The organism is Yoonia maritima (genome assembly GCF_043641945.1).
GTDB classification, from domain to species: domain Bacteria; phylum Pseudomonadota; class Alphaproteobacteria; order Rhodobacterales; family Rhodobacteraceae; genus Yoonia; species Yoonia maritima_B.
In genome coordinates, this window is sequence record NZ_JBHZRX010000003.1 from 345,513 (window position 1) to 370,259 (window position 24,747).

Sequence of the window (24,747 nt, forward strand, 5' to 3'; positions counted from 1 at the left end):
GCAATCTGACAAAGGACAAGAACGATGGCGCGCAAACGCAAGGGACGCGATATTTCTGGCTGGCTGGTGGTGGACAAACCTGCCGGGCTGACCTCGACCGCCGTGGTGAACAAAGTTCGCTGGGCACTGGACGCGAAAAAGGCGGGCCATGCTGGCACGCTTGACCCCGAAGCAACAGGCGTTCTGGCCGTAGCGTTGGGCGAAGCGACCAAAACCGTTCCTTACATCACTGATGCTCTTAAGGCATATACCTTTACCATAAGGCTTGGTCAGGCGACGAACACCGATGACGCCGAAGGCGAAGTCATCGCAACAAGCGACCTGCGCCCAGATGACGAAACCATCAAGGCCGCACTTGGTGCCTTTATCGGCGACATCATGCAGGTCCCGCCTCAGTTTTCAGCTGTCAAAGTAGACGGCGAGCGCGCCTATAAGAAAGCACGCGACGGCGAAGAAATGGAACTGGCTGCACGTCCGCTGTGGGTCGAAGAGCTTCTTCTTATTGACCGTCCCGACGTCGACCACGTCGTTTTGGAAATGACTTGCGGCAAAGGTGGCTACGTCCGCTCCATCGCCCGTGATCTGGGCGAGGCTCTTGGCTGCAAAGCACACGTTAAGTCATTGCGCCGGATTTGGTCTGGACCATTTCAGGCGACCGATGGTGTGACCTTGGAACAGATTGACGCCTTGGCTAAAACCACTGAACTCGACGCGTTTGTTCAACCGCTCGAGGTGGGTCTCGAAGATCTTCCAGAAGTTCGGTGTCTTGCCGAAAGCGTGACCAAACTACGTAATGGTAACCCTGCATCAGTAATCGCATCAGGCGTTGAATACGGTGAGGAAGTTTGGGCATCCTTTGAAGGCAAGGCCATCGCTGTCGGCACCTATCGTGGTGGCGAAATCCAACCAACACGCGTTTTTGTAACGTAGGGTGGATTTCAATCCACCCAACTTTGCGCCCTGATGATTGTTCGCAGCCACACCAAAGACGATGCACCTTCGACCGCACTTTATTCGGACTGCGAACGATATCGCTATGCGCTGACCCGTAGCTGGGACGACACTGGCAAGCGCGTATTGTTCGTGATGCTAAACCCGTCCAAAGCAACCGAAGTCCAAAACGACCCAACCGTTGAGCGTTGCGAAAGGCGTGCCCGTACATTGGGTTTTGGCGCGTTCCGGGTAACAAACATCTTTGCGTGGCGCGAGACTGATCCCCATTTGATGCGCAAAGCCAATGATCCAGTCGGCCCAGAAAATGACGTCGTCCTATTGGAATCGGTCAATTGGGCGGATCAAATTATCGCCGCTTGGGGGACGCACGGCGAACATTTGGAACGCGGCGCCGCGACTGCAGAACTTTTGCACAAGACAGGCAAACCGATCTTTACCTTAGGCTTGACCAAACACGGTCACCCAAAACACCCATTATACATCAGCTATACCCAACAACCGATGCGTTGGGACCCGGCCGCACGTTAACCATCGCGACAGTTTCTAAGCCGTCCAACGGCATGGCTATGCTAGACAATTATCAGCAAGTGGGTCGATGGCGACTCGCCTTTCCACAGGTAATGACATGTTGGCGATTTTAGGGATTCTTGGGGTTACGATGTCCGCACTTATGCTGGTGGACCCCGACGACGAGGAACCAGAGGCTGCGAACCTCGGGACAAGTCCCGAAGACGATCTTGATGAAACCGCTGACGATGACATCTTGCCGATGAACGAATTCATGGATTCTCTTGATCCGGATATGATTGTTTTTTCAGGGGACGCCGACGATGCCGTGACCACAGGGTCCGGCAATGACTACCTTGATGGTGAAGATGGCAACGACTTTCTGGCAGGTGGCGCGGGCGACGATGAAATCCACGGCGGGGCGGGCGACGACCAAATCTATGGTAACGCCGGCAACGACAACCTGTTTGGGCATATCGGCGATGACATTATCGCTGGCGGTTCTGGGAACGATGCCCTGAACGGCGGTGGCGGTAATGACATCCTATCGGGCGGCGATGGCGACGACATGCTGCTTGGTTCATTGGGCGACGACACACTGATCGGCGGCGACGGTGCTGACACGCTGCACGGCGGGGCGGGCGACGACATTATCGAAGATCGCGCCGACAATATCCGCGACTTTCTAAACGGCGGCGCAGGAAACGATGTGCTGATTGGCGGCGATGACGACGTCCTAAATGGTGGCACCGGTGCTGACACCTTTGCGCTGTCAGGCGAACACGGTGTTATAGTCCAAGACTTCGCACCCGGTGAAGACATGATCGAAATCAGCTACACGGGTAACTCTCCGGCGGTCACAACACAGCTATCTGACGATGGTTTGGTATTGCTCGCCGACGATCAAATCGTTGCCACGTTCAGTAATCTGGTAGAGCTTGATCTTTCTTCGGTCACGCTGGTTTCCACATAAAAAGCTTTCCTTTTTAGCGGAATCCCCCTAAATGCAGCCATCCGCGCAGGGAATCCCTTGCCGGAACCTCCACGGGCCTTTCTGGACGACATCCCGGATCGCGCCATTCACCCTTAATAACAAGGAGACCCCGATGTCGATTACTGCAGAAGACAAAGCACGGATCATGAAGGAATTTGCAACCAAAGAAGGCGACACAGGTTCGCCCGAAGTTCAGGTTGCTATCCTGTCATCGCGCATCGCGACACTGACAGAGCACTTCAAGACCCACAAAAAAGACAACCACGGCCGCCGCGGTCTGCTTAAAATGGTTGCTCTGCGTCGTAAGCTTTTGGACTACACAAAAGCCAAAGACGAAGCACGCTACCAAAGCCTGATCGAGCGTCTGGGCCTGCGTCGCTAAGCCGACGCATCGAAGCACAGCTTCGGTACAGACTAAGAAGCGCCCGCCTTTTGGTGGGCGTTTTTTTGTTTAGGCCAAATTACACCCGACGGATATTCACTTGAAAAGTGCAGCCATGCACGCATAAGGTGCGCAGACAACTATTTCGAGACATACGGGATAAGTGAAAACCCATAGCAGAATATGCACAGCGTCGATTGTGACCAAAACATAAGTGAAAGAGCTTGCTCTTCCCAAATACACAAAATTCAGCTATGGCCCGCAAATCTTGAGAGACCGGCGCCCGCATTCCAGCGCCTGACAAAGAAGATACCGGGATGAGGGGGAATACGCCCCCTACGCAAAATGGGCTGCGGCCCGACTAGGAAAACATGATGTTTAACGAAGTGAAAAAATCGATGCAGTGGGGGCAAGAGACGCTCACACTTGAAACGGGCAAGGTTGCTCGTCAGGCCGACGGTACAGTAATCGCCACCTTGGGCGAAACATCCGTCATGGCCAACGTGACCTTTGCAAAGGCACAAAAGCCAGGTCAGGATTTCTTTCCTCTGACCGTTCACTACCAAGAGAAATACTACGCCGCCGGTAAAGTTCCTGGCGGCTTTTTTAAGCGCGAAGCGCGTCCAACTGAAAAAGAGACGCTGACAGCACGCTTGATCGACCGTCCAATCCGCCCACTGTTCGTACCTGGCTTCAAAAACGAAGTTCTGGTGATGTGTACAGTTCTGTCACACGACATGGTCAACGACCCAGACATGGTTGCGATGATCGCTGCCTCTGCTGCGCTGACGATTTCTGGCGCACCTTTCCGCGGCCCAATTGCTGCTGCACGCGTTGGTTTTGTGGATGGTGAATACATCCTGAACCCAGAAATCGACGATATGCACAACCTGCGTCAGAACCCTGAGCAGCGTTTGGATCTTGTTGTTGCCGGCACCAAAGACGCCGTGATGATGGTAGAATCCGAAGCATACGAACTGACCGAAGAAGAAATGCTGGGTGCGGTGACTTTCGCACACGAGCAGATCCAACCGGTTATCGACCTGATCATTGATCTGGCCGAAGACGCAGCAAAAGAGCCATTCGAATTCCAACCTGTTGACTATTCAGAGCTGTCCGCAGCTGTGAAAGCCGCAGGCGAAGATGCGATGCGCGCTGCATATGCGATCACTGACAAGCAAGAGCGCACATCTGCTGTTGCCGCGGCACGCGAAACAATCAAAGCAGCCCTGACTGAAGAGCAGCTCGAAGACGAGAACCTTGGTTCTGCGCTGAAAAAGCTGGAATCTGACGTTCTGCGCGGCGACGTTGTGAAAAACGGCAAGCGGATCGACGGTCGTGCTCTAGACACCATTCGTCCGATCGTTTCAGAAACTGGTATCCTGCCACGTACACACGGTTCTGCCCTGTTTACACGCGGCGAAACTCAGGGTCTGGTCGTAACGACTTTGGGCACTGGCGACGACGAGCAAATGATCGACTCGCTGACTGGCATGTATAAGTCGAACTTCATGCTGCACTATAACTTCCCTCCTTATTCGGTGGGTGAAGTTGGTCGTGTTGGTTCACCAGGTCGCCGTGAAATCGGCCACGGTAAATTGGCTTGGCGTGCACTTCAGGCTGTTCTGCCTGCTGCGACTGATTTCCCATACACAATCCGCGTTGTGTCAGAGATCACAGAATCCAACGGTTCATCTTCGATGGCTTCCGTATGTGGTGGTTCGCTGTCCATGATGGATGCGGGTGTTCCGCTGAAAGCACCAGTTGCTGGTGTTGCTATGGGTCTGGTCATGGAAGACGACGGTTCTTACGCCGTTCTTTCCGATATCCTTGGTGACGAAGACCACCTTGGCGACATGGACTTTAAAGTTGCTGGTACTGAAAACGGTATCACGTCGCTGCAGATGGACATCAAGATTGCAGGTATCACACCTGAAATCATGTCTAAGGCACTTGAGCAGGCGAAAGCCGGCCGTTTGCATATCCTCGAAGAGATGGGCAAAGCCCTGACAGGCGCGCAGGAATTCAGCGTTCACGCTCCTAAGATCGAGACAATGCAGATCCCAACCGACAAGATCCGTGAAGTTATCGGTTCTGGCGGCAAGGTCATCCGTGAAATCGTTGAAACATCCGGCGCAAAGGTCGACATCAACGACGATGGCGTGATCAAGCTGGCATCTAACGATGCTGAAGCGATCAAAAAAGCCTACGACATGATCCACTCAATCGTAGCAGAACCAGAAGAAGGCGTGATCTACAAAGGGACAGTTGTGAAACTGGTCGACTTTGGTGCTTTCGTGAACTTCTTCGGCAAACGCGATGGTCTGGTACACGTGTCCCAAATCGAAAACCGCCGCCTGAACCACCCTTCCGACGTTCTAAAAGAAGGTCAGGAAGTATGGGTTAAGCTGCTTGGTTTCGATGATCGCGGCAAAGTTCGCTTGGCTATGAAAATGGTTGATCAGGAAACTGGTAAAGAAGTCGTTAAAGAAGAGGCAACCGAAGAATAATTTCTTCGTCCCTTCATTCGGATTGAGGCCCCTGACACTGGTTTGTCAGGGGCCTCTTTTTTGCTCATCCCTGCAAATAAGGCCTATCATCTAATCGGTGTGCAAACCGCACTAAAAGCAACCGTTGCGATAGCGCCACAGCATTCTCTAAAACAAAGAAAACCCACCACCACATCTGGCCTAAGCATTTATAAACAATACACAAACTCCATTCACTTTATGGAGAACAATGATGAATAGAATTTTTGCCGGCTGCGCAGCGCTACTTATTTCCAGCACTGCGATCCACGCGCAAGAGACCGGCGATATGTCCGTAGGGCTTGGTGTTTCGACCTTTGGGGGCAATTTGGAAGCCTCATACACCATTAACGAACAATTCCGCGTTCGCGGTGCGTTGATGGGTGGTTTTTCCTACGAAGACACGGAATCTGATCCAGGTGAAGCGGCTTTCGAGATCGATGCAAACCTTGGCGGCATGGCTGTCCTTGCGGATTATTACCCAACCCAAAGCGGTTGGCGCGTTTCAGGCGGCCTGCTTTTTTCAAACACTGAATTTTCAGCATACGCAGAAGCTTCGGGCTCTGAGCCAATCGATATTGATGGGACCGAATACACAAGCGGTTCTGTGACGACAAAGGCCGAATTCAGCAACAAAGTGTCACCAATGTTGACCACAGGCTATGACCTACACTTTGCCGACAACTGGACGTTCAGCAGTGAAATTGGTGCAGTGCTGATTGGTGGTGTTGATCTTTCGGCGACAGCCGGTGGCGGTATTGATCAGTCTGAAATCGACGAAAGCGAAGACTACCAAGAAGCGCGTGACGATGCAGGAGATATTAAGGTTTACCCGTACCTAAGCTTGGGCCTTGCGTATCGATTCTAATGAAACAGAAAGGGGCCGCACTCAATGTCGAATGCGGCCCCCTATTTTCTGGCTTACAGTTTTGTCGTGCGTAGGTACGGCAACACAGTTTTGAAATCGCCGTATTTCGCTTTGGCGTCTGCGTCATTGACCGATGTTGGGATAATCACATCATCACCTACATTCCAGTTCGCGGGTGTCGCAACGCCTTGGCCGACGGACGTTTGCAAACCATCAAGCGCACGTAGAACTTCGGCAAAGTTCCGGCCAACGGTCATTGGATATGTCATCGACAGCTTTAGCTTCTTATCTGGCCCAACAATAAAGACCGAACGCACAGTCGCGCTATCGGCAGGTGTACGACCATCAGGCATGTAGGCCTCGGCAGGAAGCATGTCGAAGGCTTTAGCCATTTCTAGACCTTCGTCAGCTACGATCGGGAAACCCGCTTTGGTGCCAGCGACTGTCTCAATGTCACCTTTCCACTTTTTGTGGTCTTCGACACCATCGATGCTGATACCCAGAACCTTGGTTCCGCGCTTTTCCCATTCGTCGGCAAGCTGAGCAACGGCACCGAATTCCGTCGTGCAGACCGGGGTGAAATCCTTGGGGTGCGAAAACAGAACCGCCCAGCTATCGCCAATCCAGTCGTGCAGTGAAATCGTGCCGTGGTCAGTTTCAACCGTTAGGTCAGGAATTGTATCGTTAATGCGTAAGCCCATTGGAACTCTCCTTTGTTGTAATACGTTGATGGATATATATGGCCGCGACATTGATTGCGCTACGGGCCTCATACGCTTTGTCGCACCCTCATAAAATTCTCATGTGCAATTTCACACCATCACAGTGCACTTAGCGGTGTTTAGTGCGATCAGAAAATCGCTATTTTGTCGTCAACAGAATAGGAGAATTCCAATGCTGACACAGATCAAAGGTCTTCATCACGTCACTTCGCTGGCCAGTGATGCCCGTGCGAACAATGCATTCTTTACCAACGTGCTTGGCCTGCGCCGTGTTAAGAAAACCGTGAACTTCGACGCGCCTGACGTCTATCACCTTTATTATGGCGACGAAGCTGGGACCCCCGGCACAGTCATGACCTACTTCCCTTTTCCTAATGCCGGTCGCGGCATTGCAGGCGCTGGTGAGGTTGGGCGCACGTCGTTCAGCATCCCGACGGGCACTGCACAGGCATGGATCGATAGGCTTAGTACCTTTGAGACACCAGAACTGGCCCAAGACGTACGCTTTGGTCAGAACCGTATTTTGTTCAATGGCCCAGATGGTGACAGGTTCGCGCTGGTCGAAAGCGATGATGATCGCGCGCCCTGGACAGGCAATGGCGTCAGCGCCGAAATGGGCATCCGTGGCTTTCATTCCACAGACATGCAGCTGGTCGATGACGCCCAAAGCGCAGAACTGCTAAAGTTCATGGGCTACGAAAAACTAGACGCCGAAGAAAACGTAACCCGTTTCATTGTTCCCGGTGGCAACGAAGCCAATGCAATTGATATCGAACTGACCCCAAGCGCGCGCCGCGCGGCACAAGGTGCCGGATCGGTTCACCACATTGCTTTTGCCGTTGAAAACCGCGCCCGCCAACTAGAGGTCCGCGAGGCATTGTTAGACACTGGGTATCAGGTCACGCCAGTCATTGATCGTGACTATTTCTATGCGATCTACTTCCGTACGCCCGGTGGCGTCCTGTTTGAAGTTGCCACAAATGAACCCGGCTTTGACCGCGACGAAGACACAGCGCACCTTGGCGAGGCATTGAAACTACCAAGTCAGCACGAACACTTGCGTGCCCGCCTTGAAAGCTATCTCCAGCCGATTGAGAACTAATATGTCGTATCATGCCAAACGCACAAAAGGGGCCGCAGGCCAGCCTTTGTTCCTGACCTTCCACGGAACCGGCGGCAACGAAGACCAGTTCCACGGATTGGCAGAACAGTTGACTCCCAACGCCCACATCACGTCACCCAGAGGCGACGTATCTGAATACGGCGCGCTGCGCTTTTTCCGGCGGACAGGTGAAGGCGTATACGACATGCCGGATCTTGCACGTCGTAGCGTTGAAATGGCGCGCTTTATTCGGTCAGAGATCGAAATATCCGGTGCCCCAAGGACAATCGGCCTCGGCTATTCTAATGGGGCCAACATTCTTGCATCTGTTGCGCTTGAAACGCCGGACCTCGTTGATGATTTGATCCTGATGCATCCGCTGATCCCTTGGACCCCGAAACCACAACCCGGTCTAGCCGGTCGTCGGGTATTGATCACCGTGGGCAAGCGGGATCCGATCTGCCCTGCCGATCAGACACAGGCACTAGCGGATTACTTTTCCGAACAAGGCGCAGATGTAATGTTGCATTGGCACGACGGAGGGCATGAAATTAGCCAATCCGAAATCCAGCAAATTGCAAATTTCGTCGCGAGCTAGAATGGGCACTTTGCAGTGATCCGCATTCCTTGCCCACCGTCAGGATGCCTAAACTGCAAAGTTTCGGAATGCAGCATAAGGCGCGGGTGATCACCTGCCGGACCCTCTGCATAGAATGGGTCACCCAGAATGGGGTGGCCCAACGTGAGCATATGAACACGCAACTGATGAGACCGCCCCGTTTTCGGCGTTAGGCGAACGCGGGTTTCTCCGTCACCCTTGCGCACAACCCGCCAGTCGGTCACGGCCTGTTTGCCGTTTTCATGGTCGACCATCTGCTTGGGCCGGTTTGGCCAATCAACGATCAGCGGCAAATCAACCGTGCCCGTCTTTTCCTGCATCTCGCCCCAAACGCGGGCGACATATGTCTTTTTGGTTTGCCGCTTTTCAAACTGCAATCCAAGGTGGCGCTGAGCATGTGGAGTAAGCGCAAAGATCATGACGCCGGATGTGTCTCTATCTAACCGATGAACAAGCAGCGCTGTCGGAAACACCGCTTTTACACGTGCCATCAGGCAATCTGCGAGATGCTCACCTTTACCGGGAACAGACAACAGGCCACTCGGCTTATCGACCAAAACGACTTCGTGGTCGTCATGTAGAATAACAAGGGGGTCCTGCGGCGGGTTGTAATCGCTCATCACACAGGAACACGGTCGCCAAAGATGGCTGAACCCACACGAATATGCGTAGCGCCCAATGCAATGGCACGTTCGAAGTCACCGCTCATCCCCATAGACAAACCAGCCAGCCCATTGCGAGCAGCGATCTTAGCAAGCAGTGCGAAATGCAACGACGCTTCTTCGTCAACGGGCGGTATACACATCAGACCCTTCAATGGCAGATCAAGCGCGCGTACTTCGGCAACAAAGGCATCCGCTTCTGCGGGCAGGACACCGGCCTTCTGCGGCTCTTCACCTGTATTCACCTGCACGAACAAATCGGGGCAAGATCCGATCTCTTGCGCAAGCCGCGCAATGGTCGTGGCAAGCTTTGGGCGGTCGACCGTATGGATCGCTTGCGCCAACTCCATAGCTTGACGTGCCTTGTTCGTCTGCAACGGCCCAATCAGGTGAAGCTGAATATCGTCATACTTCTCTCTGAACGCTGGCCACTTTCCTGCGGCCTCTTGAACCTTATTCTCACCAAAGACTCGGTGACCTTGCTCCAAGACTTCAAGAACCCGGTCATTAGGTTGTACTTTCGAGACTGCAATAAGCGTCACATCATCTTTTTTGCGGTCCGATGCCTCACAAGCAGCACGGATTCGGTCCTGAATATCGGCTAAGGGCATGTAAGGCTCCGAAAAATAAGGGTCACATCACGTTTCAGGCCGAAATAAAGGCAATTCGTAACGATGTCACCGGGCAAAACACTGTGTGTCCTTGATGCATCATATCCAGCGAACCCGCCTAAATTTAGTCTAATTTACTTGAGTGTCAGGACCAATGGGCGCAGTTAATCGCTAATGCTAGGAAAACTGGCATTCTTGGGAATGCAAAACACGAGGGAATAAATCCATGAAAAGCATCCTTCTTACAACATCTGCGCTTGTCGCCTTCGCTGGCGCCGCAGCTGCTGAAGTATCTTTCTCCGGTGACGCAACACTGGGCTACAACGATTTCGATGCACAAAACATCGCAACAGCTACTGTTATTGACACTGACTGGGCTGGCACAGCATCTGGCACAGCTTCTGGCGCTGACACAATCGACGATGAAGTCGGCTTCTACTGGGACGCAGACGTTGCAGTGACTATGACCGAAGAGTTGGACAACGGCATCACAGCTGGTGTTGCATTCAACTTCGAAGCGGCTGACCTGAACAACGGTCAAGGCCTTTCAGGCTCAGACTTCGTTCTGTCTCTGACATCTGATTCAGCTGGCCTCTATGTTGGCGACACAGCATTTGCCGCTGAAACACGTTGGGTTTCTGCAGGCGACATGGAAGCTGACGGTTTCTCAGAAGCTGACGGCGAAACAGCACTTCGCGCTGACGTAGAAGTCGCAATGGTCGCAGCTTCGATCTCTATGGTGCTTGCTGATACAAACGGCAACACAGCATCTTCAGTAAGCTCAGAAGACTATGACCAACTATCATTTGGTGCTGCTGCTGACGTAGGCCAGTTCTCTGTTGCTGCAGCTTATCAAGAAGAGTCCACACTGGGCACAACTGGAAACGGCGACTACAACGTAAGTGAAATTTGGGGTCTGTCTGTAGGTACAACTGTATCCGGCGCAGATATCCGCGTTGCTTATGCATCTAATGAAACAGCGGGAACAAGCTCGACTGGCATCAAAGTATCTTACCCATTCGGCTCTGCAGTGACTGCAACAGCTTACTACGTAGATGAAGCTGGCGGTACTGACACAGATCCAAACTACGGTGTTAAAGTTGCATACGCTGCAGGCGACATCTCTGCTACTCTGGACTTCCAAGACGATCAGGGCACAACTAAGACTGCAATCGATGCGTCCTATGACATCGGTAACGGCTTTACAGCGCTGGCTGGCTACTATGTTCAAGACAACGAAGACGGCACCGACTACGATGACGAATTCTACGTTGCTGGTACATACGATCTTGGCGGCGGCGCATCCCTCCTCGCTTCATACGCTGGTGGTGCTGACAACAACGATGACGAAATCGGCGCTGGCGACTACAAGCGCGGTACAACTGTAGAAGTTAACTTCTCATTCTAAGCGAAGCTAACATCTGATCTAGCGAGAGCGGCCCTTTGGGGTCGCTCTTTGCTTTTGTGGGGACTGCTTTGTTGCATAACCGCTTGTGACCTGCCCGACCCTTCGCTACATATTTCGCCAATGGCAAAGTATCCCGGCAAAGGGGAAGTGGTTTGACGTCAATGTTGAAATTTGTTCGCACAGGGCTTGTCGCTTTGTTGATCGGCTCGCTCGCTTCATGTGGCGGTGGCCAAACCCCGACACCACGCGGTGCAGAAAACGTTGCGGTAAACCGCTATATTTGGGCCGCGACACTTGATGTACTGGACTTCCTTCCTGTGCAATCTGCTGATCCGTTTACGGGTGTCATCTCGACCGGCTACGGTACGCCCCCCGGCAGTGGTAACGCATATCGCGCAACGGTACGCGTCATTGATCCGGCCTTAGACGCCCGGTCACTACAAGTCGCCCTCCAATCCCGCAGTGGCCCCGTTTCAATCGAAACCCAAACTGCCGTAGAAGACGCGATCCTATCACGCGCCCGACAGCTTCGCATTGCTGACGGCATCCTATAGCCTTCGGCATATCGCCCGATTATCAAATCCGCCGGGCCCCTGTTGCCCGGCGTTTGCATTCTTGAAAGACCGCTCTGATGACCACTTACACACCCGCCGATATCGAAGCGAAATGGCAATCTTCTTGGGCCGATGCCGAGACATTCAAAGCCGTCCGCAGCGCTGACAAGCCAAAGTACTATGTGCTTGAGATGTTCCCATATCCATCGGGCCGTATCCACATGGGGCACGTTCGCAACTATACCATGGGTGACGTGATCGCGCGGTACAAACTGGCGACAGGTCATAACATCCTACACCCAATGGGTTGGGACGCCTTTGGGATGCCCGCAGAAAACGCTGCGATGGCTTCCGGCGGCCACCCCAAGGATTGGACCTACAACAACATCGCCGACATGAAGGCGCAGATGAAGCCTCTTGGCCTGTCCATCGATTGGTCCCGCGAATTCGCGACCTGCGATCCCGAGTATTACGGCCAGCAGCAGGCGCTGTTCATCGACTTCCTGTCAAAGGGTCTGATTTACCGTAAAAAGGCCGTTGTGAACTGGGACCCCGTCGACATGACCGTTCTGGCCAATGAACAGGTCATCGATGGCAAAGGCTGGCGTTCCGGCGCAGAAGTCGAACGCCGCGAGTTGGTGCAGTGGTTCTTTAAGATCAGCGACCATTCCGAAGAATTGCTGACAGCAATCGATAGCCTCGACAACTGGCCTGCCAAGGTCAAACTGATGCAGGCGAACTGGATCGGCAAATCGCGCGGTCTGCAATTCGCATTTGATCGCACTGATGGCGGCCAGATCGAAGTTTACACGACCCGCCCTGACACATTGATGGGAGCGTCCTTCGTCGGTATTTCACCTGACCATCCGCTGGCCAAAGAATTGGAAGCCAAAGACGAAAAAGTCGCCGCCTTCTGCGCTGAATGCCGCAAAGGTGGAACAACGGCCGAAGCAATCGAAAAGGCTGAAAAGCTGGGCTATGATACCGGCCTGACCGTCAAGCATCCGCTGGATGACAGCTGGGAACTGCCTGTCTATATCGCAAACTTTATCCTGATGGATTACGGCACGGGTGCGATCTTTGGTTGCCCTGCCCACGATCAGCGCGATTTTGACTTTGCGACAAAATACGGCCTACCCATCAATGCGGTATTCCTGCCATCCGCCGACGCGGACGCCAACCTGACCGAGGCCTATACACCAGCCAAAACCGACACTGTTACCTACGTCAAAGGCTTTGCCGGTGAGACCGTCCAAACTGGCGACGATGCAGTCGACACCGCTATTGCCTATTGTGAAGGCAAAGGTATCGGCGAAGGCGTGACGAAGTACCGCCTGCGCGACTGGGGCCTATCTCGTCAGCGCTATTGGGGTTGCCCAATCCCGATTATCCATTGTGATGATTGTGGCGCGGTTCCTGAAAAGAAAGAAAACCTGCCAATTGAATTGCCATATGATGTGACATTCGACATCCCCGGTAACCCGCTGGATCGTCACCCAACATGGCGCGATTGCACATGCCCATCATGCGGTAAACCTGCCCAGCGTGAAACTGACACGATGGATACCTTTGTGGATTCCAGCTGGTACTATGCCCGCTTTACATCGCCGCACGCTGAAACGCCGACCAATGCTGAAGATGCGGCATATTGGATGAACGTTGACCAGTATATCGGCGGGATCGAACACGCGATCTTGCATCTGCTGTATAGCCGCTTCTTCGCCCGTGCGATGAACATCACTGGACACCTGCCTGATAGCGCCAAAGAGCCGTTCAACGCGCTGTTCACCCAAGGCATGGTGACACACGAGATTTATCAAACGCGTAATGCTGAAGGTCGCGCGGTTTACCACTTCCCCGAAGAAGTCACAGACGGCAAACTGGCCGACGGCACCGAGGTAGAAATCGTACCTTCGGCTAAAATGTCGAAATCAAAGAAGAACGTCGTCGATCCAGATGACATTCTGGCGAAATACGGTGCGGATACTGCACGTTGGTTCGTGCTGTCCGACAGCCCTCCGGAACGCGACGTAGAATGGACGGCATCTGGCGCAGAAGCCACGCATAAGCACCTGTCGCGCGTGTTCCGTGTTGCCAACGACATCGCAACAATGGACACCGCACCCGGCGCAGGTGACGAAGATCTGCTGCGCGCCACGCACAAGGCGATCCATGACGTGACCATGGGCGTCGAAACCTTTGGCTTTAACGCGGCAATCGCGAAGCTATATGGCTTTACCAACGTCTTGGCGAAATCCAAGGCAGGCGGTGCAGCCAAACGTGAAGCTGCCAAGGTTCTGGCTCAGCTGATGTCACCTATGACACCTCACCTGTCCGAAGAAATCTGGAGCCTGCTGGGCGGCGAAGGCTTGATCACTAATGCCCCATGGCCTGTTGCAGACGAGGCGATGTTGGTTGAAGATACCATCACGATGCCGATCCAAATCAACGGCAAACGCCGTGACGAAATCAAAGTCGCAGCCGACGCCAGCAAGGACGCCATCGAAGAAATCGTAATGGGTCTTGAGGTCGTGCAAAAAGCCTTGGATGGCAATGCGCCAAAGAAACTGATCATCGTACCGGGACGGATTGTTAACATTGTCGTCTAAATTGCCATCGCGTCGCTTTGCCATTCTCGGGCTTCTTGCCCTAGGCGGCTGTGGTTTTGCACCTGTCTACAGTGACAGTAACACCCTGCGCGGCGCGATTGCATTTAAGGCGGATGAAACGATCGCGGGATATCGACTGCAAGAGCGGCTAGAACAGCGGCTAGGGCGGGCGACAGCGCCCCGCTATACGCTGGACGTAACCATGACCAGAGGAAGCCGTAGCGCCGCCATTACAGACGACGGCGACACGACCCGCTATAATGTGACGGGCATTGCGAAGTGGACGCTTACTGATGCCACAGGGCAGCAAGTTGAAAAGGGGAAGGTCGACGCCTTCACCAGCTATTCTGCCACTGGTTCGACCACTGCGACCCAAACAGCCGCAACAGACGCAACCGCGCGTCTGTCGGTCATCCTTGCGGACATGATCGTCAGCCGTTTGCTGATCCTTAGCCCAAAGTTGACGCAATGAAGCTATCAGGGTCCGCGGCAACAGCATATTTTCGTAAGCCCGATCCGACCCATACGGGCCTGCTTATCTTTGGGGCTGACCCGATGCGCGTTGCCGAAAAGCGGCAGCAAGCTATTGCTGCTCTTGTGGGCCCCAACGGCGAAGAAGAAATGCGCCTGACACGCATGGCGGCAGCCGACCTACGTAAAGACCCGGCACTGCTGGATGACGCGGTAAAGGCGCAAGGGTTCTTTCCCGGCCACCGCGTTGCCTTTGTCGAAGACGCGACAGATACGGCAGCGAAGGCCATCACCAACGCGCTGGTCGATTGGAAACCGGGCGATGCCCAAATCATCGTGACCGCTGGCCAGCTGACTGCGAAATCTGCGCTACGCAAGCTGTTCGAAAACCACCGCAATGCAATGGCCATCGGTATCTATGACGACCCGCCATCGGTCGCGGATATCGAACAAAGCCTGACACAGGCAGGAATAGACCAGCCAGAGCGGGACGTGATGGATGCACTTGTTGCGCTGGCCTCTTCGCTTGAACCCGGTGATTTTAGACAGACGCTCGAAAAAATAAGCCTGTACAAGCGTGGTGACGACACCCCGCTGTCGGTGACCGAGGTAATGCTAAACGCCCCACAATCAGCAGAAGTCGACGTCGATGATGTGCTAGAGGTCGTGGCGCTTGGGCAGGCCGATAAACTGGGTCCGGTCCTAAGTAATCTATACGCACAGGGTGTTACCCCTGTGACCCTGTGCATTGGCGCGATGCGACACTTCCGACGCTTGCACACAGCTGCGTCTGATCCCGGTGGTCCGGCCGCTGGTGTTGGTCGGCTGCGCCCACCTGTCTTTGGCCCGCGCCGTGACAAAATCGTACGCCAAGCCAGCCACTGGGGTCGCCCCCGTTTGGAACGTGCTTTGACTGCATTGACTGATGTGGATTTGCAGCTGCGTTCGGCAAGTACAGCACCGCAAGGCCCGCTAATGGAACGCACGCTCATGCGGCTTGCAATGATGGCCCGCCGCTAAACGTAAAAGGCAGGCCCGAAGGCCTGCCTTTCATCAAGATCGTAAGATCTGGATTTAGTCTTCAGCGTTTACAGCAGCTGCGATAAGCAGAGCTGCAACAACACCGATGATTACGTATGTGCTGCTGATAGAGGAGCCAGCTGGTGCTGGTTCTTCAACCACAACAACAGGCGCATCCATTACTGGTGCGGACATGCCGCCAGCGTTGGCTGCAACAGCGGAAACAGCCAGAGCGGCTGCGGCGGCAAGAGTAGTTGTAAAGCGCATGTCGGTACTCCAATTAATGCACGGGTGGTCTGCCAAAAACCTGGCGATCCACATTGCCCTATTAAATCAGGGCCTAAAGCGAAATCCAAGGGGTTTGCGTACCTTCAGAAAACATCAATCTGAAGATATCCCGCATCTGGAGACACAGCCTGAAGACTGCGAACCATGGCACCACGTTGATTTACCCAGTAAATATTGGTGAAAGTAAGGCGTTCACCCTCACATTTCTCCCTAAATCGACGTGTTGAGATCTTTTTTTCGGCTCGCGTGATAACTTCAGTTCCTTCGGAAACGATGCTACATTGCAACAGTTCCGTCGAAATTTCATCCTGATCTGACAGGAAATCATGCCGTCTTTGGGCTGTCCCACCCCCATTTCGGATCGCATTCCACGAACCTGACACGTCTGCTCCCATCAAATCACGCACTAAACCCCGAGTTGCGACAAGCAGCCCATTCTCGAATGTCATGCTCGTGTTGGTCTGGTCGACCCAAGTAACACGCCCGTTATTTTGTGCGGCCTGCACCAAGGACGACCACGCGTTTAGGTTGCGCGTATTAACACGCAAATACTTGCCCGGGTTAGCGTGCATTTCCTCTGCTGGAACTAGGCTCGGCGCGGGCTTTGCGACCGCTGCACTCTGCCCTGTGACAAGACCAGTTAAGCGCGATCCAATGCCGCCTTGGTTAAGCGAACCGCATGACACTAGCAATGTCAGCGCAACAAACCCGAACCCGATACGAATCATCTGTTTCATCGCCAAAACCGTCCCCATGTGTCTGATAGATCGTTGCTATGGGCGTCACGGACAACGTCATACAGCCGGCCATCCACATTCAACATTGCCCCACCATCGCCTACGCGCGTGCGGAACGTCGCGCCGTATTCCTTGCGGCTTGGTGACCCGGTCAAGAAATCGAGCGGGATCGAAACCCGAACGCCCTTGTTGTAGGAACCGTCGCCGTAATCTTCGTAGCTGACGTCGGTCTGGCTGACATAAGCGCTAACCAATACGCCGTTATTGTATTCGCGGGACAGCGTCACCTTACCCCCCCAATCCCCGGCCAAATAGCGCCCAAGATCGACCTGTGTATGGTAACCATCGCCAAGGTCGTAATAGGCTGAAACTTGGCCCGTAACGACATCATAGTCGTATTCATCAAAGCCAAACGCCATATCCGTGTCACGCTGCGCGACATAGTTTAGCTCTGCACCGAAACCCAAATCGCTTTCGACAGGTTTCCACAGCAGTTCGGCTGAAATACCGCCATACATACGTTCAAGGTAGCCACCGCTAATGCGGCTATACAGATTTTCGCCCGGTCGCCCGTAATGGGTCAGCATTAGGCTATCCAAGACAGGCACACCGTCATCCCCGTAAAAACCACCGTCTGTGCGGACGTTTTGCAAATCCGGTGTTGAATCGACAACGGGGTCTTTGGAATCGTTGTTTATCAAGCTTTGCGCGATTGCACCCGACAGAACCAGCTGAGGTGTGATCTGATATTGCGCCTTCAGCTTCACACCAAGATCGACAACACTATCCCCCTCTGACCCCAGCGAACTGACCGCAAAATACGGGCTGACACCCCATGTAAACGCGGGCTTTTTACTGGCAACCTGGGTCAGCCCCTCACCACTACGTGCGTCAGTGAATTGCGCGCGCTGTAACATCGCATCAGTTGCGCCAGCGCGGTTTTCAAGGTTTTCAAGGTCGCTTCGCGAAATAGCTGTCGACGACAACGGAATACCGCGCGTTTCAGGTTCAAGGATGAACGTTTCGATCGAACCCGGCATGACTTGAGTCATCATCCGCGCGACACGCCCCATTGCTTGGGCTTGGGAACGGTATCTGTTGTTTTCATAGCGCACCCGCGCAGTTGTATCCGTAATTTCCAACCCGGTTAGCTCAAGACCTTCGATCTCTAACAACGCCTGCATCGCTGCGCGAAGCCCCGTCTCTAGGACTTTAGCGCGATCCCATGTGCGTGCTGCACGAGCGTCTTGGCTACGCACCTTAACAGGAACCGGGGCACTTTCCGTGCCGCCCATTCCCGGACGGTTATTCGCGTTCAAAACAAAGGTACCCGACAGCGCGACATCAGTGCCGTACAATGATGCAAGCGCCAACTGAACGCCATCAATCGGGCGGTACGTCACCCCAAAGTTATAAGGGCTCTCTACTTCGGCGACGGGCGCAAATGCCTGCTGCGGATTGGCGATTGACGAATACTCTGCCATCACGCCCCATTTGTCGTTGATCTGGTAAGATGCACCGCCAAACAGCGCGGCATCACCTGCAAACCACTGATCAGTGGCCAACTGACCTTCGGGGGTACCCTCATCAAATGCTGGACGGTCTGCACGGCTGCCGAATGGATTATCGAACCCTTCGTGCGTGCCCATCGCGCCCCAACCCAAACCGGCAGTCACCTTAAGACTGTCGCCGATAGATTTAGACGCAACGACGTATTCCGACTGAAAACGCCCAGGTGTCAGGAAATCACGCATCCCGATTGCCACCGCAGGGACATATGTCGATTCATTGACCAGCCGATACTGAAGACTGAATGACCGCTCCAACTCACCCTCTACAATGCCAGTCGCTGTCTCGTCATACAGATCAGTCAGCGTGTAGCTGACACTTCCCGAAAGCCGATCAGTCACCTGCGCACCGATATTCAGGCGATACATGCCATCACGGGCAACGACGGTACCTGCAATCGCACCTTCGTCAGCACTTTGCGCGATGGGCATATCGACAAGACCCGGCATTCCGAAAAAGCCATAGCTTAGATCAACGTCCTGCGCGTTTGCCTGATGCCCAATCACGGCTGTCAAAGCTGTGGTCGCAAGGAAAGCTCTTCTTAGCATAAACGTCACTCCATCACTCTGGTTACAAATGTCTACCGCGCAGCATTAAGGATTGCTACTGGTCAGTGGGTATTCTTGCCGACGACGTAGTCAGCAGCCGACGCGCCAGCCAATACACCGGTCGCAAGACATCCGGTTATCAGGTAGCCGCCTGTCGGCGCCTCCCAATCCAGCATTTCGCCCGCGCAAAATACGCCGGGGCGGTCACGTAACATCAATCCATCTGTCAGGGCATCAAAACGAACACCACCCGCGGTCGAAATCGCCTCGTCCATGGGACGCGGGCCAGCGTGCCGAATGGGTAGCGCCTTGATCAGTGGCGCAAGATCATCGGGAAAAGGGCGCCCGAATTCGGACAGCAACGCAATGCGCACCGGATCAAGCCGCAAAACCTTGCGCAGATGGTTTGAAAGGCTCGCCTTACCGCGAGGTTTCGCGAGCGCCGCGCGAACGCGATCTTCGGACCAGTCCGGCAACAGATCGATGGTCAGCGGTGCACCTTCGCGCAAAGGCTTGGACAGGCTGTAGATACCGCCGCCTTCGATACCGCGTTCCGAAATCACGAACTCGCCCCGTGATTTTTTGTTGCCAGCGGATAGCATCGCGGACTTAACCGGCGTCCCAAAATGCCGGGCCATATGTTCGGACCAATCCACCACGAACCCCATATTCGCGGGGGCAAACGGTGCGACTGCATCCGGCAAAAACTGCGCCCAAGAACCATCGGACCCAAGCCGTGCCCAACTGGCGCCCCCCAATGCAAGAATGGTGACTTTTGGGGTGATTTCCTGTGGACCGTCCGGCGTGTCAAACCGCGCGGCCTGACCTTCCCAACCAGTCCAGCGCCAGCGGGTTTTCAGATCAACCCCCAGATCAGTCAGTCGACCAATCCAAGCACGCAACAGCGGCGATGCCTTCATAACCGTCGGAAATAGACGCCCGGTCGAACCTGTGAAAACGGGCTGACCCAGACCTTCGGCCCAATCCGAAACGTCCTGCGGACCAAAGGCGGCAACAGCATTACGCATGACCTTTGGCGCATCGCCGTAAGCATCCAGAAACTGCTCAATAGGCTCCATTTTTGTCAGGTTTAGACCCGACTTTCCGGCCATCAAGAATTTGCGGCCAACCGATGGCATCGCATCCGCGACCAACACCGATAGGCCAACCTTTCCCAATACCTCGGCGGCCATTAACCCAGCAGGGCCAGCCCCAATGACCAAGGCATCGGTCACGTTGGCATGTTGCCTTTGATTTCCACAACGCGGTGCGGATATGGAATTTCGATACCGTTATCTTTGAGAGCATTCCAAACTAAGAACAACACATCAGAGGTATATTTGTTCTTTCCGTCATCAATGCCGTTAACCCAAAACTCGACCGCGAAATCGATCCCGCTATCGCCAAACCCACGCAGTTCACAATCTGGGGCTTCGGGCTCGGTCAGCACTTCTGGATGCTTGGCAACAGCCGCTTCGATAATCGCGGGGATTTTGTTGATATCGGTATCGTAGCTAACAGAAAAATCCACCTCGTAACGGTTGGCGGACCCGCTGTCGGAATAGTTTACAACACGGGTCGTGATAAAGTCTTCGTTGGGGACAACAATCCAGCGACCATCAAAGGTTTCAAGGAACGTCGCACGCGCTGTCATCTTGATGATCGTCCCGGCCTCGCCGCCGTCAAGTTCGACATAATCGCCAACAGTCGCTTGGCCTTCGACCAACAGGATCACGCCAGAGATAAAGTTGGACGCGATCTTTTGCAGACCAAAACCAAGGCCGACACCAACGGCACCACCGATGATGGCAAGCGAACTCAGGCTGATGCCCATAATGTTCATCAATAGCAGGAAGGCGATCCCGAAGATTGAGAACTCGGTTACCTTAACAACAAGTTGCCGGATTGCGGGACGCATGGGCTGCTGTTCGATATAGGCAGCCGACTGCGAATTGGACCACTGCCCCAACCAGAACAGCAAACTACCCGCAACGATCCCGCGTAGGATCGCAAGCGCCGAAAAGCTGATGTTACCCAAGCTAACGGACGTATTTCCAAGCGTTTCGATTACCTGATCGAAAAAGCCCAGCGCATAAAGCGCAGTCGCCGGGACAAGCACGAACTTTGCCAGCGTCCGTAGGAATGGATCTTTGATAATGTCACGCGCCAACGCACGCGCAGCGAGGAACAAGAACACGCGCTTACCGAACGCGATGACAGCGCCAGAACCAAAGATCGACCGGGTGACAATCTCGCCCACAGCGGTGAAACCATAGGCCAACAGCGGCAGAATCAACGGCAAGAATTGCAGAATAAATCTGCGCGCCTGCGACAGGATCGAGTTACTTTCTGCGTCCGGTTTCAAAAAACGTTCAAGCCGCGGCGTGAGCTTTGCGTTCACAACACGCGCAAGAAGATAGGCTACGATAAGCAATCCAAACTGCGACCAAGCGGCGGGCGAAAGCAACCAATCCTGCGCTAGTGCGATACCTTGATCAATTGCTGCACGCGCTTGATCAATCAATGCGTTGTCTTGTTCCATAAAACCCCCGGTCACTTTACGCTTCTTTTGCAGTCACTAATCCAGCAGAGCAAGTATGGATTACCCCGCCGGGATCAGCCCTTTGATGCCCTTAACATGTCTATGCTCAGCGCCAAGCGCGTCTTGGCCCAACATGGCGACATGGGCATCAAGTTCTTCTTCAGGCACGATGCGGTCGATCAGCCCCCATTGCAGAGCCTCATCCGCAAGGATTTTTTGACCTGCCATCAGGATCATTTTCGCACGCGATGGGCCGATCAATGCGGCCATGCGAACAGGGTCCGACGGCTGTGGCAGAAATCCTAGCTTCATAACTGGATAAAAGAACTTTGCTTTTGGCACAGCGACACGCAGATCACAGGCAAGCACCAACCCAAAGGCCCCGCCTGCGACGGTTCCGTTCAGCGCGGCAATCGTTAGCCCCGGCAAAGCAGCAACAGCCGATGAAAGCCTTTCCCAGACCGGATCAACGGCAAGACCTGCACGGGCCTCATCCAGATCAGCGCCCGCGCTAAAAACAGACCCTGTTCCAGCAAAAACGACAACTTTTGCATTTGTTGCGCGCTCTGCAATTTCGGCAAGTTCGACCAACATGTCGCGGGTCAATGCACCCGCTTTATCACGCCGATCAATCGTGATCCGCCACAGATCATCCATCACTTCACAGTGGATCATACAAGACCTACCTGTTCGCGAATGGTCTGTTCACGCAGGCTCACATCTAGGCCCATGTAGGCGTCGGCCTCTGGCGTGCACATCCAAACAAGGGTCTTGGCTGGCCATTCCGGCGGCACGTGATCGGACCAATCTAGCTGACTGACAGCGTTAATCCCTGACGCCTTAATCTCGCGCTGCATTTCTGTCGCGACAGTTCCCGGTGACAGCCCCATAATACGTACACCCTTGGAGCGGTTTTCCAGATCAGCGCCACGCGTCAGCATATACGCGCCCGCCTTTGAGCTACAGTATGCGGTCCAGCCTTCGACGGGACCATGCGCGGCACCCGATGATACAGTGATAATTGTACCGTGCCCCTGTGCGATCATACCCGGAAGCGCGGCATGCATACCGTACATCACGCCTTTTAGGTTGATATCAATCGCGCGCCCCCATGCATCCGGGTCGGCATCAGATAGATCGCCAATCGGGTCGATGACCCCGGCGTTATTGATCAGCACATCCAACCCACCAAATGTGCGGGCTGTTGCGGCGACAGCGGCTTCTACCTCTGAATGACGCGATACATCACAAGGAATTGCGAGCGCCTTTTCGCCGATCTCACCAGCGATGTCCGCGATGTCATCGGTGCTACGCGCGAGCAATGCAACATTGGCGCCAACCGCTGCAAATTCGCGTGCGGCTGCGGCACCGATGCCACGGCTAGCACCTGTAATAAGTACGGTTTTTCCAACCATATTAATGTTTTTCACGCTTGTCCCTTTCGGTAAGCTATTTTGATGATTAGTTTATCAAACGACACACCCGATCTTGGCACGACTTGTTAACGTCGACAACGACCGGGACAGATTATAACGAAAAGGAATTCGAATGACCTACTCAATGAAAATGCGCAGCGCTGTCTGCATTGCCGCGCTGGTCGCAGGCAGCACAGCACATGCAGACGTATCTGCGCAGCAGGTCTGGGACGACTGGAAAGAGCAAATGTCGCTCTACCAGCAGACAGAAATTGAAGTCGGGTCAGAAGAAATGTCCGGCGATACGCTGGTCATCAGCAACCTGTCTGTCACGAACACTTCGCCGGAAATGACGGCCAACTATTCCATCGAAGAAATTCGCTTTGAAGAGCAGCGCAATGGTAGCGTCGTCATCACGATGAGCGAAAGCTACCCTATCACGTTCAAGCCAAACTCCGATGCCGTTGTTACTCTTGAAACGACGCAAGCTGGGCTTGAAATGGTTGTATCAGGCGATGCTGACGCGATGGAGTATGCCGTTGAGGCAGACAGCATTGGAATCGCACTCGTAGACGTCGTTGATGGCGACATTACTTTTACTGGCGACGCAAAACTGGTCATGAATGACGTGAGCGGCAGCTACAGCACCAGCGAAACTGAAATACGCAACATTGCGTACGAAATGGACGTCGCCACAATTGATATCCTGCTCGACATTGTCGTGCCCGGCGGCAAAGGTGAATACGTAACCGGTGGCGGCAAAATCGAAGACATCCAGATGGACGGGTCTATCATGATGCCGCTTGAGGGCGACTTTGAGACGCCAGAGGATATGTTCGAGAACGGATTTGCCATCGAAGGTGGGTACTCTCTTGCTGGCGCTAGCTATATCTTTGATGTTAACGCCGAAGGCGACCAAGCGGCCGGTTCCATCAGCATGGGTTCCGCAGAGCTAAGAGGCCAGATCAACAGCGATGTTATCTCTTATGACACGACCGCGAATGATGTGTCCCTTAACATCACAGGTTCCGAAATCCCGTTCCCGATTGAACTATCAATTGCCGAATACGGCGTTGGCCTTGAGATGCCTATCACTCAGTCTGAAGAGGCCCAAGATTTCCGCCTTAGCCTTGATTTCATCGACCTGACGATCAATGAAATGATTTGGGGTATGATCGATCCGGGTAACGTACTGCCACGCGACCCTGCGACTTTCCAGTTCGCGCTTGCAGGCACAGGAACGCCTATGATCAACATGATGGATCAAGAGCAGCAAGAGATGGTCAAAGGCAACGAACTGCCGTTTGAACTCAACACGCTGTCGCTCGAAAATCTGAAGATCGCGCTTGCGGGTGCTTTGGTCACGGGTGCAGGCGACTTTACGTTCGACCCAACCGACACACAGACATTCGCGCCAATGCCACGTCCCGAAGGCGAAGTCGCGATCAAGGTGAATGGCCTGAACCAACTGATCGACAACCTGATCGCAATGGGTCTGATCCCAGAAGAGCAAGCCATGGGTCCACGCATGATGATGGGTATGTTCGCCCGCACCACCGGCGACGACCAGCTCGAATCCACCCTAGAGGTGAACAGCGAAGGTCATGTTCTCGTCAATGGACAGCGGGTTAAGTAAT

24 protein-coding genes are annotated in these 24,747 nt (G+C 53.9%); 14 read left to right on the top strand and 10 right to left on the bottom strand.

The features are described 5' to 3' along the window. The first annotated feature begins 24 nt into the window (after nucleotides 1-24). The 6 genes from truB (at nucleotide 25) to ACHUEV_RS08320 (ending at nucleotide 6,233) form a co-directional block, all read left to right on the top strand. A complete protein-coding gene (gene truB / locus ACHUEV_RS08295) occupies nucleotides 25-930 on the top strand; it encodes a tRNA pseudouridine(55) synthase TruB (protein WP_394178811.1) in 906 nt (301 codons plus the stop codon). A 33-nt stretch (nucleotides 931-963) separates the two neighbouring features. Then, complete coding sequence (locus ACHUEV_RS08300; protein ID WP_394178813.1) at nucleotides 964-1,482, top strand: DUF1643 domain-containing protein; 519 nt, start codon at nucleotides 964-966, stop codon at nucleotides 1,480-1,482. A gap of 67 nt (nucleotides 1,483-1,549) precedes the next feature. Then, nucleotides 1,550-2,434, top strand: coding sequence for a calcium-binding protein (locus tag ACHUEV_RS08305; RefSeq protein ID WP_394178815.1), 885 nt, complete (start codon nucleotides 1,550-1,552; stop codon nucleotides 2,432-2,434). Nucleotides 2,435-2,567: 133 nt separating this feature from the next. Next, nucleotides 2,568-2,837: a 30S ribosomal protein S15 gene (gene rpsO / locus ACHUEV_RS08310; RefSeq protein WP_106358532.1), complete on the top strand. Its 270-nt coding sequence runs from the start codon at nucleotides 2,568-2,570 to the stop codon at nucleotides 2,835-2,837. Between the two features lie 374 nt (nucleotides 2,838-3,211). Beyond that, entirely contained in the window at nucleotides 3,212-5,347 is a 2,136-nt protein-coding gene (pnp, locus tag ACHUEV_RS08315; RefSeq protein WP_394179257.1) for a polyribonucleotide nucleotidyltransferase, read from the top strand. A gap of 232 nt (nucleotides 5,348-5,579) precedes the next feature. Next, nucleotides 5,580-6,233 carry a hypothetical protein gene (locus ACHUEV_RS08320; protein WP_394178818.1) on the top strand — a complete coding sequence of 218 codons (654 nt, stop codon included), beginning with the start codon at nucleotides 5,580-5,582 and terminating at the stop codon, nucleotides 6,231-6,233. A gap of 53 nt (nucleotides 6,234-6,286) precedes the next feature. Here ACHUEV_RS08320 and ACHUEV_RS08325 read toward each other — a convergent pair whose 3' ends face one another. Beyond that, a complete protein-coding gene (locus ACHUEV_RS08325; protein ID WP_394178820.1) occupies nucleotides 6,287-6,934 on the bottom strand; it encodes a peroxiredoxin in 648 nt (215 codons plus the stop codon). 193 nt (nucleotides 6,935-7,127) lie between these two features. Here ACHUEV_RS08325 and ACHUEV_RS08330 point away from each other — a divergent pair, with 193 nt between their 5' ends. Next, nucleotides 7,128-8,057 (top strand): VOC family protein, encoded by a 930-nt coding sequence (locus ACHUEV_RS08330; RefSeq protein ID WP_394178822.1) that lies wholly within the window; start codon nucleotides 7,128-7,130, stop codon nucleotides 8,055-8,057. Between the two features lies 1 nt (nucleotide 8,058). After that, nucleotides 8,059-8,655: an alpha/beta hydrolase gene (locus ACHUEV_RS08335; protein WP_394178824.1), complete on the top strand. Its 597-nt coding sequence runs from the start codon at nucleotides 8,059-8,061 to the stop codon at nucleotides 8,653-8,655. Here the strand turns inward: ACHUEV_RS08335 and ACHUEV_RS08340 are convergent. Together ACHUEV_RS08340 and ACHUEV_RS08345 are read right to left on the bottom strand one after the other, a co-directional pair. Further along, nucleotides 8,652-9,296 (bottom strand): RluA family pseudouridine synthase, encoded by a 645-nt coding sequence (locus tag ACHUEV_RS08340; RefSeq protein ID WP_394178826.1) that lies wholly within the window; start codon nucleotides 9,294-9,296, stop codon nucleotides 8,652-8,654. The genes ACHUEV_RS08335 and ACHUEV_RS08340 overlap by 4 nt on opposite strands. Beyond that, complete coding sequence (locus tag ACHUEV_RS08345) at nucleotides 9,296-9,949, bottom strand: YggS family pyridoxal phosphate-dependent enzyme (protein ID WP_394178828.1); 654 nt, start codon at nucleotides 9,947-9,949, stop codon at nucleotides 9,296-9,298. The genes ACHUEV_RS08340 and ACHUEV_RS08345 overlap by 1 nt, the downstream gene beginning before the upstream one ends. Before the next feature lie 226 nt (nucleotides 9,950-10,175). On the opposite strand from ACHUEV_RS08345, the gene ACHUEV_RS08350 reads away from it, so the two are divergent. The 5 genes from ACHUEV_RS08350 (at nucleotide 10,176) to holA (ending at nucleotide 16,011) form a co-directional block, all read left to right on the top strand. Then, entirely contained in the window at nucleotides 10,176-11,357 is a 1,182-nt protein-coding gene (locus tag ACHUEV_RS08350) for a porin (RefSeq protein ID WP_394178830.1), read from the top strand. Between the two features lie 161 nt (nucleotides 11,358-11,518). Next, nucleotides 11,519-11,911: a DUF3576 domain-containing protein gene (locus tag ACHUEV_RS08355; protein WP_394178832.1), complete on the top strand. Its 393-nt coding sequence runs from the start codon at nucleotides 11,519-11,521 to the stop codon at nucleotides 11,909-11,911. Between the two features lie 77 nt (nucleotides 11,912-11,988). After that, nucleotides 11,989-14,520 (top strand): leucine--tRNA ligase, encoded by a 2,532-nt coding sequence (gene leuS, locus ACHUEV_RS08360; protein ID WP_394178834.1) that lies wholly within the window; start codon nucleotides 11,989-11,991, stop codon nucleotides 14,518-14,520. Beyond that, the gene (gene lptE, locus ACHUEV_RS08365; protein WP_394178836.1) at nucleotides 14,510-14,992 is read left to right on the top strand and encodes an LPS assembly lipoprotein LptE; all 483 of its coding nucleotides are present in this window, start codon (nucleotides 14,510-14,512) and stop codon (nucleotides 14,990-14,992) included. The genes leuS and lptE overlap by 11 nt, the downstream gene beginning before the upstream one ends. After that, the gene (holA, locus tag ACHUEV_RS08370) at nucleotides 14,989-16,011 is read left to right on the top strand and encodes a DNA polymerase III subunit delta (protein WP_394178838.1); all 1,023 of its coding nucleotides are present in this window, start codon (nucleotides 14,989-14,991) and stop codon (nucleotides 16,009-16,011) included. The genes lptE and holA overlap by 4 nt, the downstream gene beginning before the upstream one ends. 54 nt (nucleotides 16,012-16,065) lie before the next feature. On the opposite strand, the gene ACHUEV_RS08375 is transcribed toward holA, so the two are convergent. From ACHUEV_RS08375 to ACHUEV_RS08405, 7 genes are all read right to left on the bottom strand, one after another. Beyond that, entirely contained in the window at nucleotides 16,066-16,278 is a 213-nt protein-coding gene (locus ACHUEV_RS08375; RefSeq protein WP_394178840.1) for a hypothetical protein, read from the bottom strand. A 104-nt stretch (nucleotides 16,279-16,382) separates the two neighbouring features. Next, nucleotides 16,383-17,036, bottom strand: coding sequence for a YjbF family lipoprotein (locus ACHUEV_RS08380; protein WP_394178842.1), 654 nt, complete (start codon nucleotides 17,034-17,036; stop codon nucleotides 16,383-16,385). Further along, nucleotides 17,033-19,153, bottom strand: coding sequence for a YjbH domain-containing protein (locus ACHUEV_RS08385; RefSeq protein WP_394178844.1), 2,121 nt, complete (start codon nucleotides 19,151-19,153; stop codon nucleotides 17,033-17,035). Before ACHUEV_RS08385 ends, ACHUEV_RS08380 begins: the two co-directional genes overlap by 4 nt. Nucleotides 19,154-19,215: 62 nt before the next feature. Continuing rightward, nucleotides 19,216-20,388 carry a TIGR03862 family flavoprotein gene (locus ACHUEV_RS08390; protein WP_394178846.1) on the bottom strand — a complete coding sequence of 391 codons (1,173 nt, stop codon included), beginning with the start codon at nucleotides 20,386-20,388 and terminating at the stop codon, nucleotides 19,216-19,218. Beyond that, nucleotides 20,385-21,695, bottom strand: a complete 1,311-nt coding sequence (locus ACHUEV_RS08395) for a mechanosensitive ion channel family protein (protein WP_394178848.1) — start codon at nucleotides 21,693-21,695, stop codon at nucleotides 20,385-20,387. The genes ACHUEV_RS08390 and ACHUEV_RS08395 overlap by 4 nt, the downstream gene beginning before the upstream one ends. 60 nt (nucleotides 21,696-21,755) lie before the next feature. Then, nucleotides 21,756-22,370 (bottom strand): enoyl-CoA hydratase/isomerase family protein, encoded by a 615-nt coding sequence (locus tag ACHUEV_RS08400; protein WP_394178850.1) that lies wholly within the window; start codon nucleotides 22,368-22,370, stop codon nucleotides 21,756-21,758. Then, nucleotides 22,367-23,116 (bottom strand): SDR family oxidoreductase, encoded by a 750-nt coding sequence (locus ACHUEV_RS08405; protein ID WP_394179259.1) that lies wholly within the window; start codon nucleotides 23,114-23,116, stop codon nucleotides 22,367-22,369. Before ACHUEV_RS08405 ends, ACHUEV_RS08400 begins: the two co-directional genes overlap by 4 nt. A 127-nt stretch (nucleotides 23,117-23,243) precedes the next feature. Here ACHUEV_RS08405 and ACHUEV_RS08410 point away from each other — a divergent pair, with 127 nt between their 5' ends. Then, the gene (locus ACHUEV_RS08410) at nucleotides 23,244-24,746 is read left to right on the top strand and encodes a DUF2125 domain-containing protein (RefSeq protein ID WP_394178852.1); all 1,503 of its coding nucleotides are present in this window, start codon (nucleotides 23,244-23,246) and stop codon (nucleotides 24,744-24,746) included. The last annotated feature ends 1 nt before the right edge of the window (nucleotide 24,747 follow it).

Bases quoted from the DNA above. Each gene is read 5' to 3' on its own strand.
- truB (WP_394178811.1), top strand. From the start codon at position 25: ATGGCGCGCAAACGCAAGGGACGCGATATTTCTGGCTGGCTGGTGGTG.
- ACHUEV_RS08300 (WP_394178813.1), top strand. From the start codon at position 964: ATGATTGTTCGCAGCCACACCAAAGACGATGCACCTTCGACCGCACTT.
- ACHUEV_RS08305 (WP_394178815.1), top strand. From the start codon at position 1,550: ATGGCGACTCGCCTTTCCACAGGTAATGACATGTTGGCGATTTTAGGG.
- rpsO (WP_106358532.1), top strand. From the start codon at position 2,568: ATGTCGATTACTGCAGAAGACAAAGCACGGATCATGAAGGAATTTGCA.
- pnp (WP_394179257.1), top strand. From the start codon at position 3,212: ATGTTTAACGAAGTGAAAAAATCGATGCAGTGGGGGCAAGAGACGCTC.
- ACHUEV_RS08320 (WP_394178818.1), top strand. From the start codon at position 5,580: ATGAATAGAATTTTTGCCGGCTGCGCAGCGCTACTTATTTCCAGCACT.
- ACHUEV_RS08325 (WP_394178820.1), bottom strand. From the start codon at position 6,934: ATGGGCTTACGCATTAACGATACAATTCCTGACCTAACGGTTGAAACT.
- ACHUEV_RS08330 (WP_394178822.1), top strand. From the start codon at position 7,128: ATGCTGACACAGATCAAAGGTCTTCATCACGTCACTTCGCTGGCCAGT.
- ACHUEV_RS08335 (WP_394178824.1), top strand. From the start codon at position 8,059: ATGTCGTATCATGCCAAACGCACAAAAGGGGCCGCAGGCCAGCCTTTG.
- ACHUEV_RS08340 (WP_394178826.1), bottom strand. From the start codon at position 9,296: ATGAGCGATTACAACCCGCCGCAGGACCCCCTTGTTATTCTACATGAC.
- ACHUEV_RS08345 (WP_394178828.1), bottom strand. From the start codon at position 9,949: ATGCCCTTAGCCGATATTCAGGACCGAATCCGTGCTGCTTGTGAGGCA.
- ACHUEV_RS08350 (WP_394178830.1), top strand. From the start codon at position 10,176: ATGAAAAGCATCCTTCTTACAACATCTGCGCTTGTCGCCTTCGCTGGC.
- ACHUEV_RS08355 (WP_394178832.1), top strand. From the start codon at position 11,519: ATGTTGAAATTTGTTCGCACAGGGCTTGTCGCTTTGTTGATCGGCTCG.
- leuS (WP_394178834.1), top strand. From the start codon at position 11,989: ATGACCACTTACACACCCGCCGATATCGAAGCGAAATGGCAATCTTCT.
- holA (WP_394178838.1), top strand. From the start codon at position 14,989: ATGAAGCTATCAGGGTCCGCGGCAACAGCATATTTTCGTAAGCCCGAT.
- ACHUEV_RS08375 (WP_394178840.1), bottom strand. From the start codon at position 16,278: ATGCGCTTTACAACTACTCTTGCCGCCGCAGCCGCTCTGGCTGTTTCC.
- ACHUEV_RS08380 (WP_394178842.1), bottom strand. From the start codon at position 17,036: ATGAAACAGATGATTCGTATCGGGTTCGGGTTTGTTGCGCTGACATTG.
- ACHUEV_RS08385 (WP_394178844.1), bottom strand. From the start codon at position 19,153: ATGCTAAGAAGAGCTTTCCTTGCGACCACAGCTTTGACAGCCGTGATT.
- ACHUEV_RS08395 (WP_394178848.1), bottom strand. From the start codon at position 21,695: ATGGAACAAGACAACGCATTGATTGATCAAGCGCGTGCAGCAATTGAT.
- ACHUEV_RS08400 (WP_394178850.1), bottom strand. From the start codon at position 22,370: ATGATCCACTGTGAAGTGATGGATGATCTGTGGCGGATCACGATTGAT.
- ACHUEV_RS08410 (WP_394178852.1), top strand. From the start codon at position 23,244: ATGACCTACTCAATGAAAATGCGCAGCGCTGTCTGCATTGCCGCGCTG.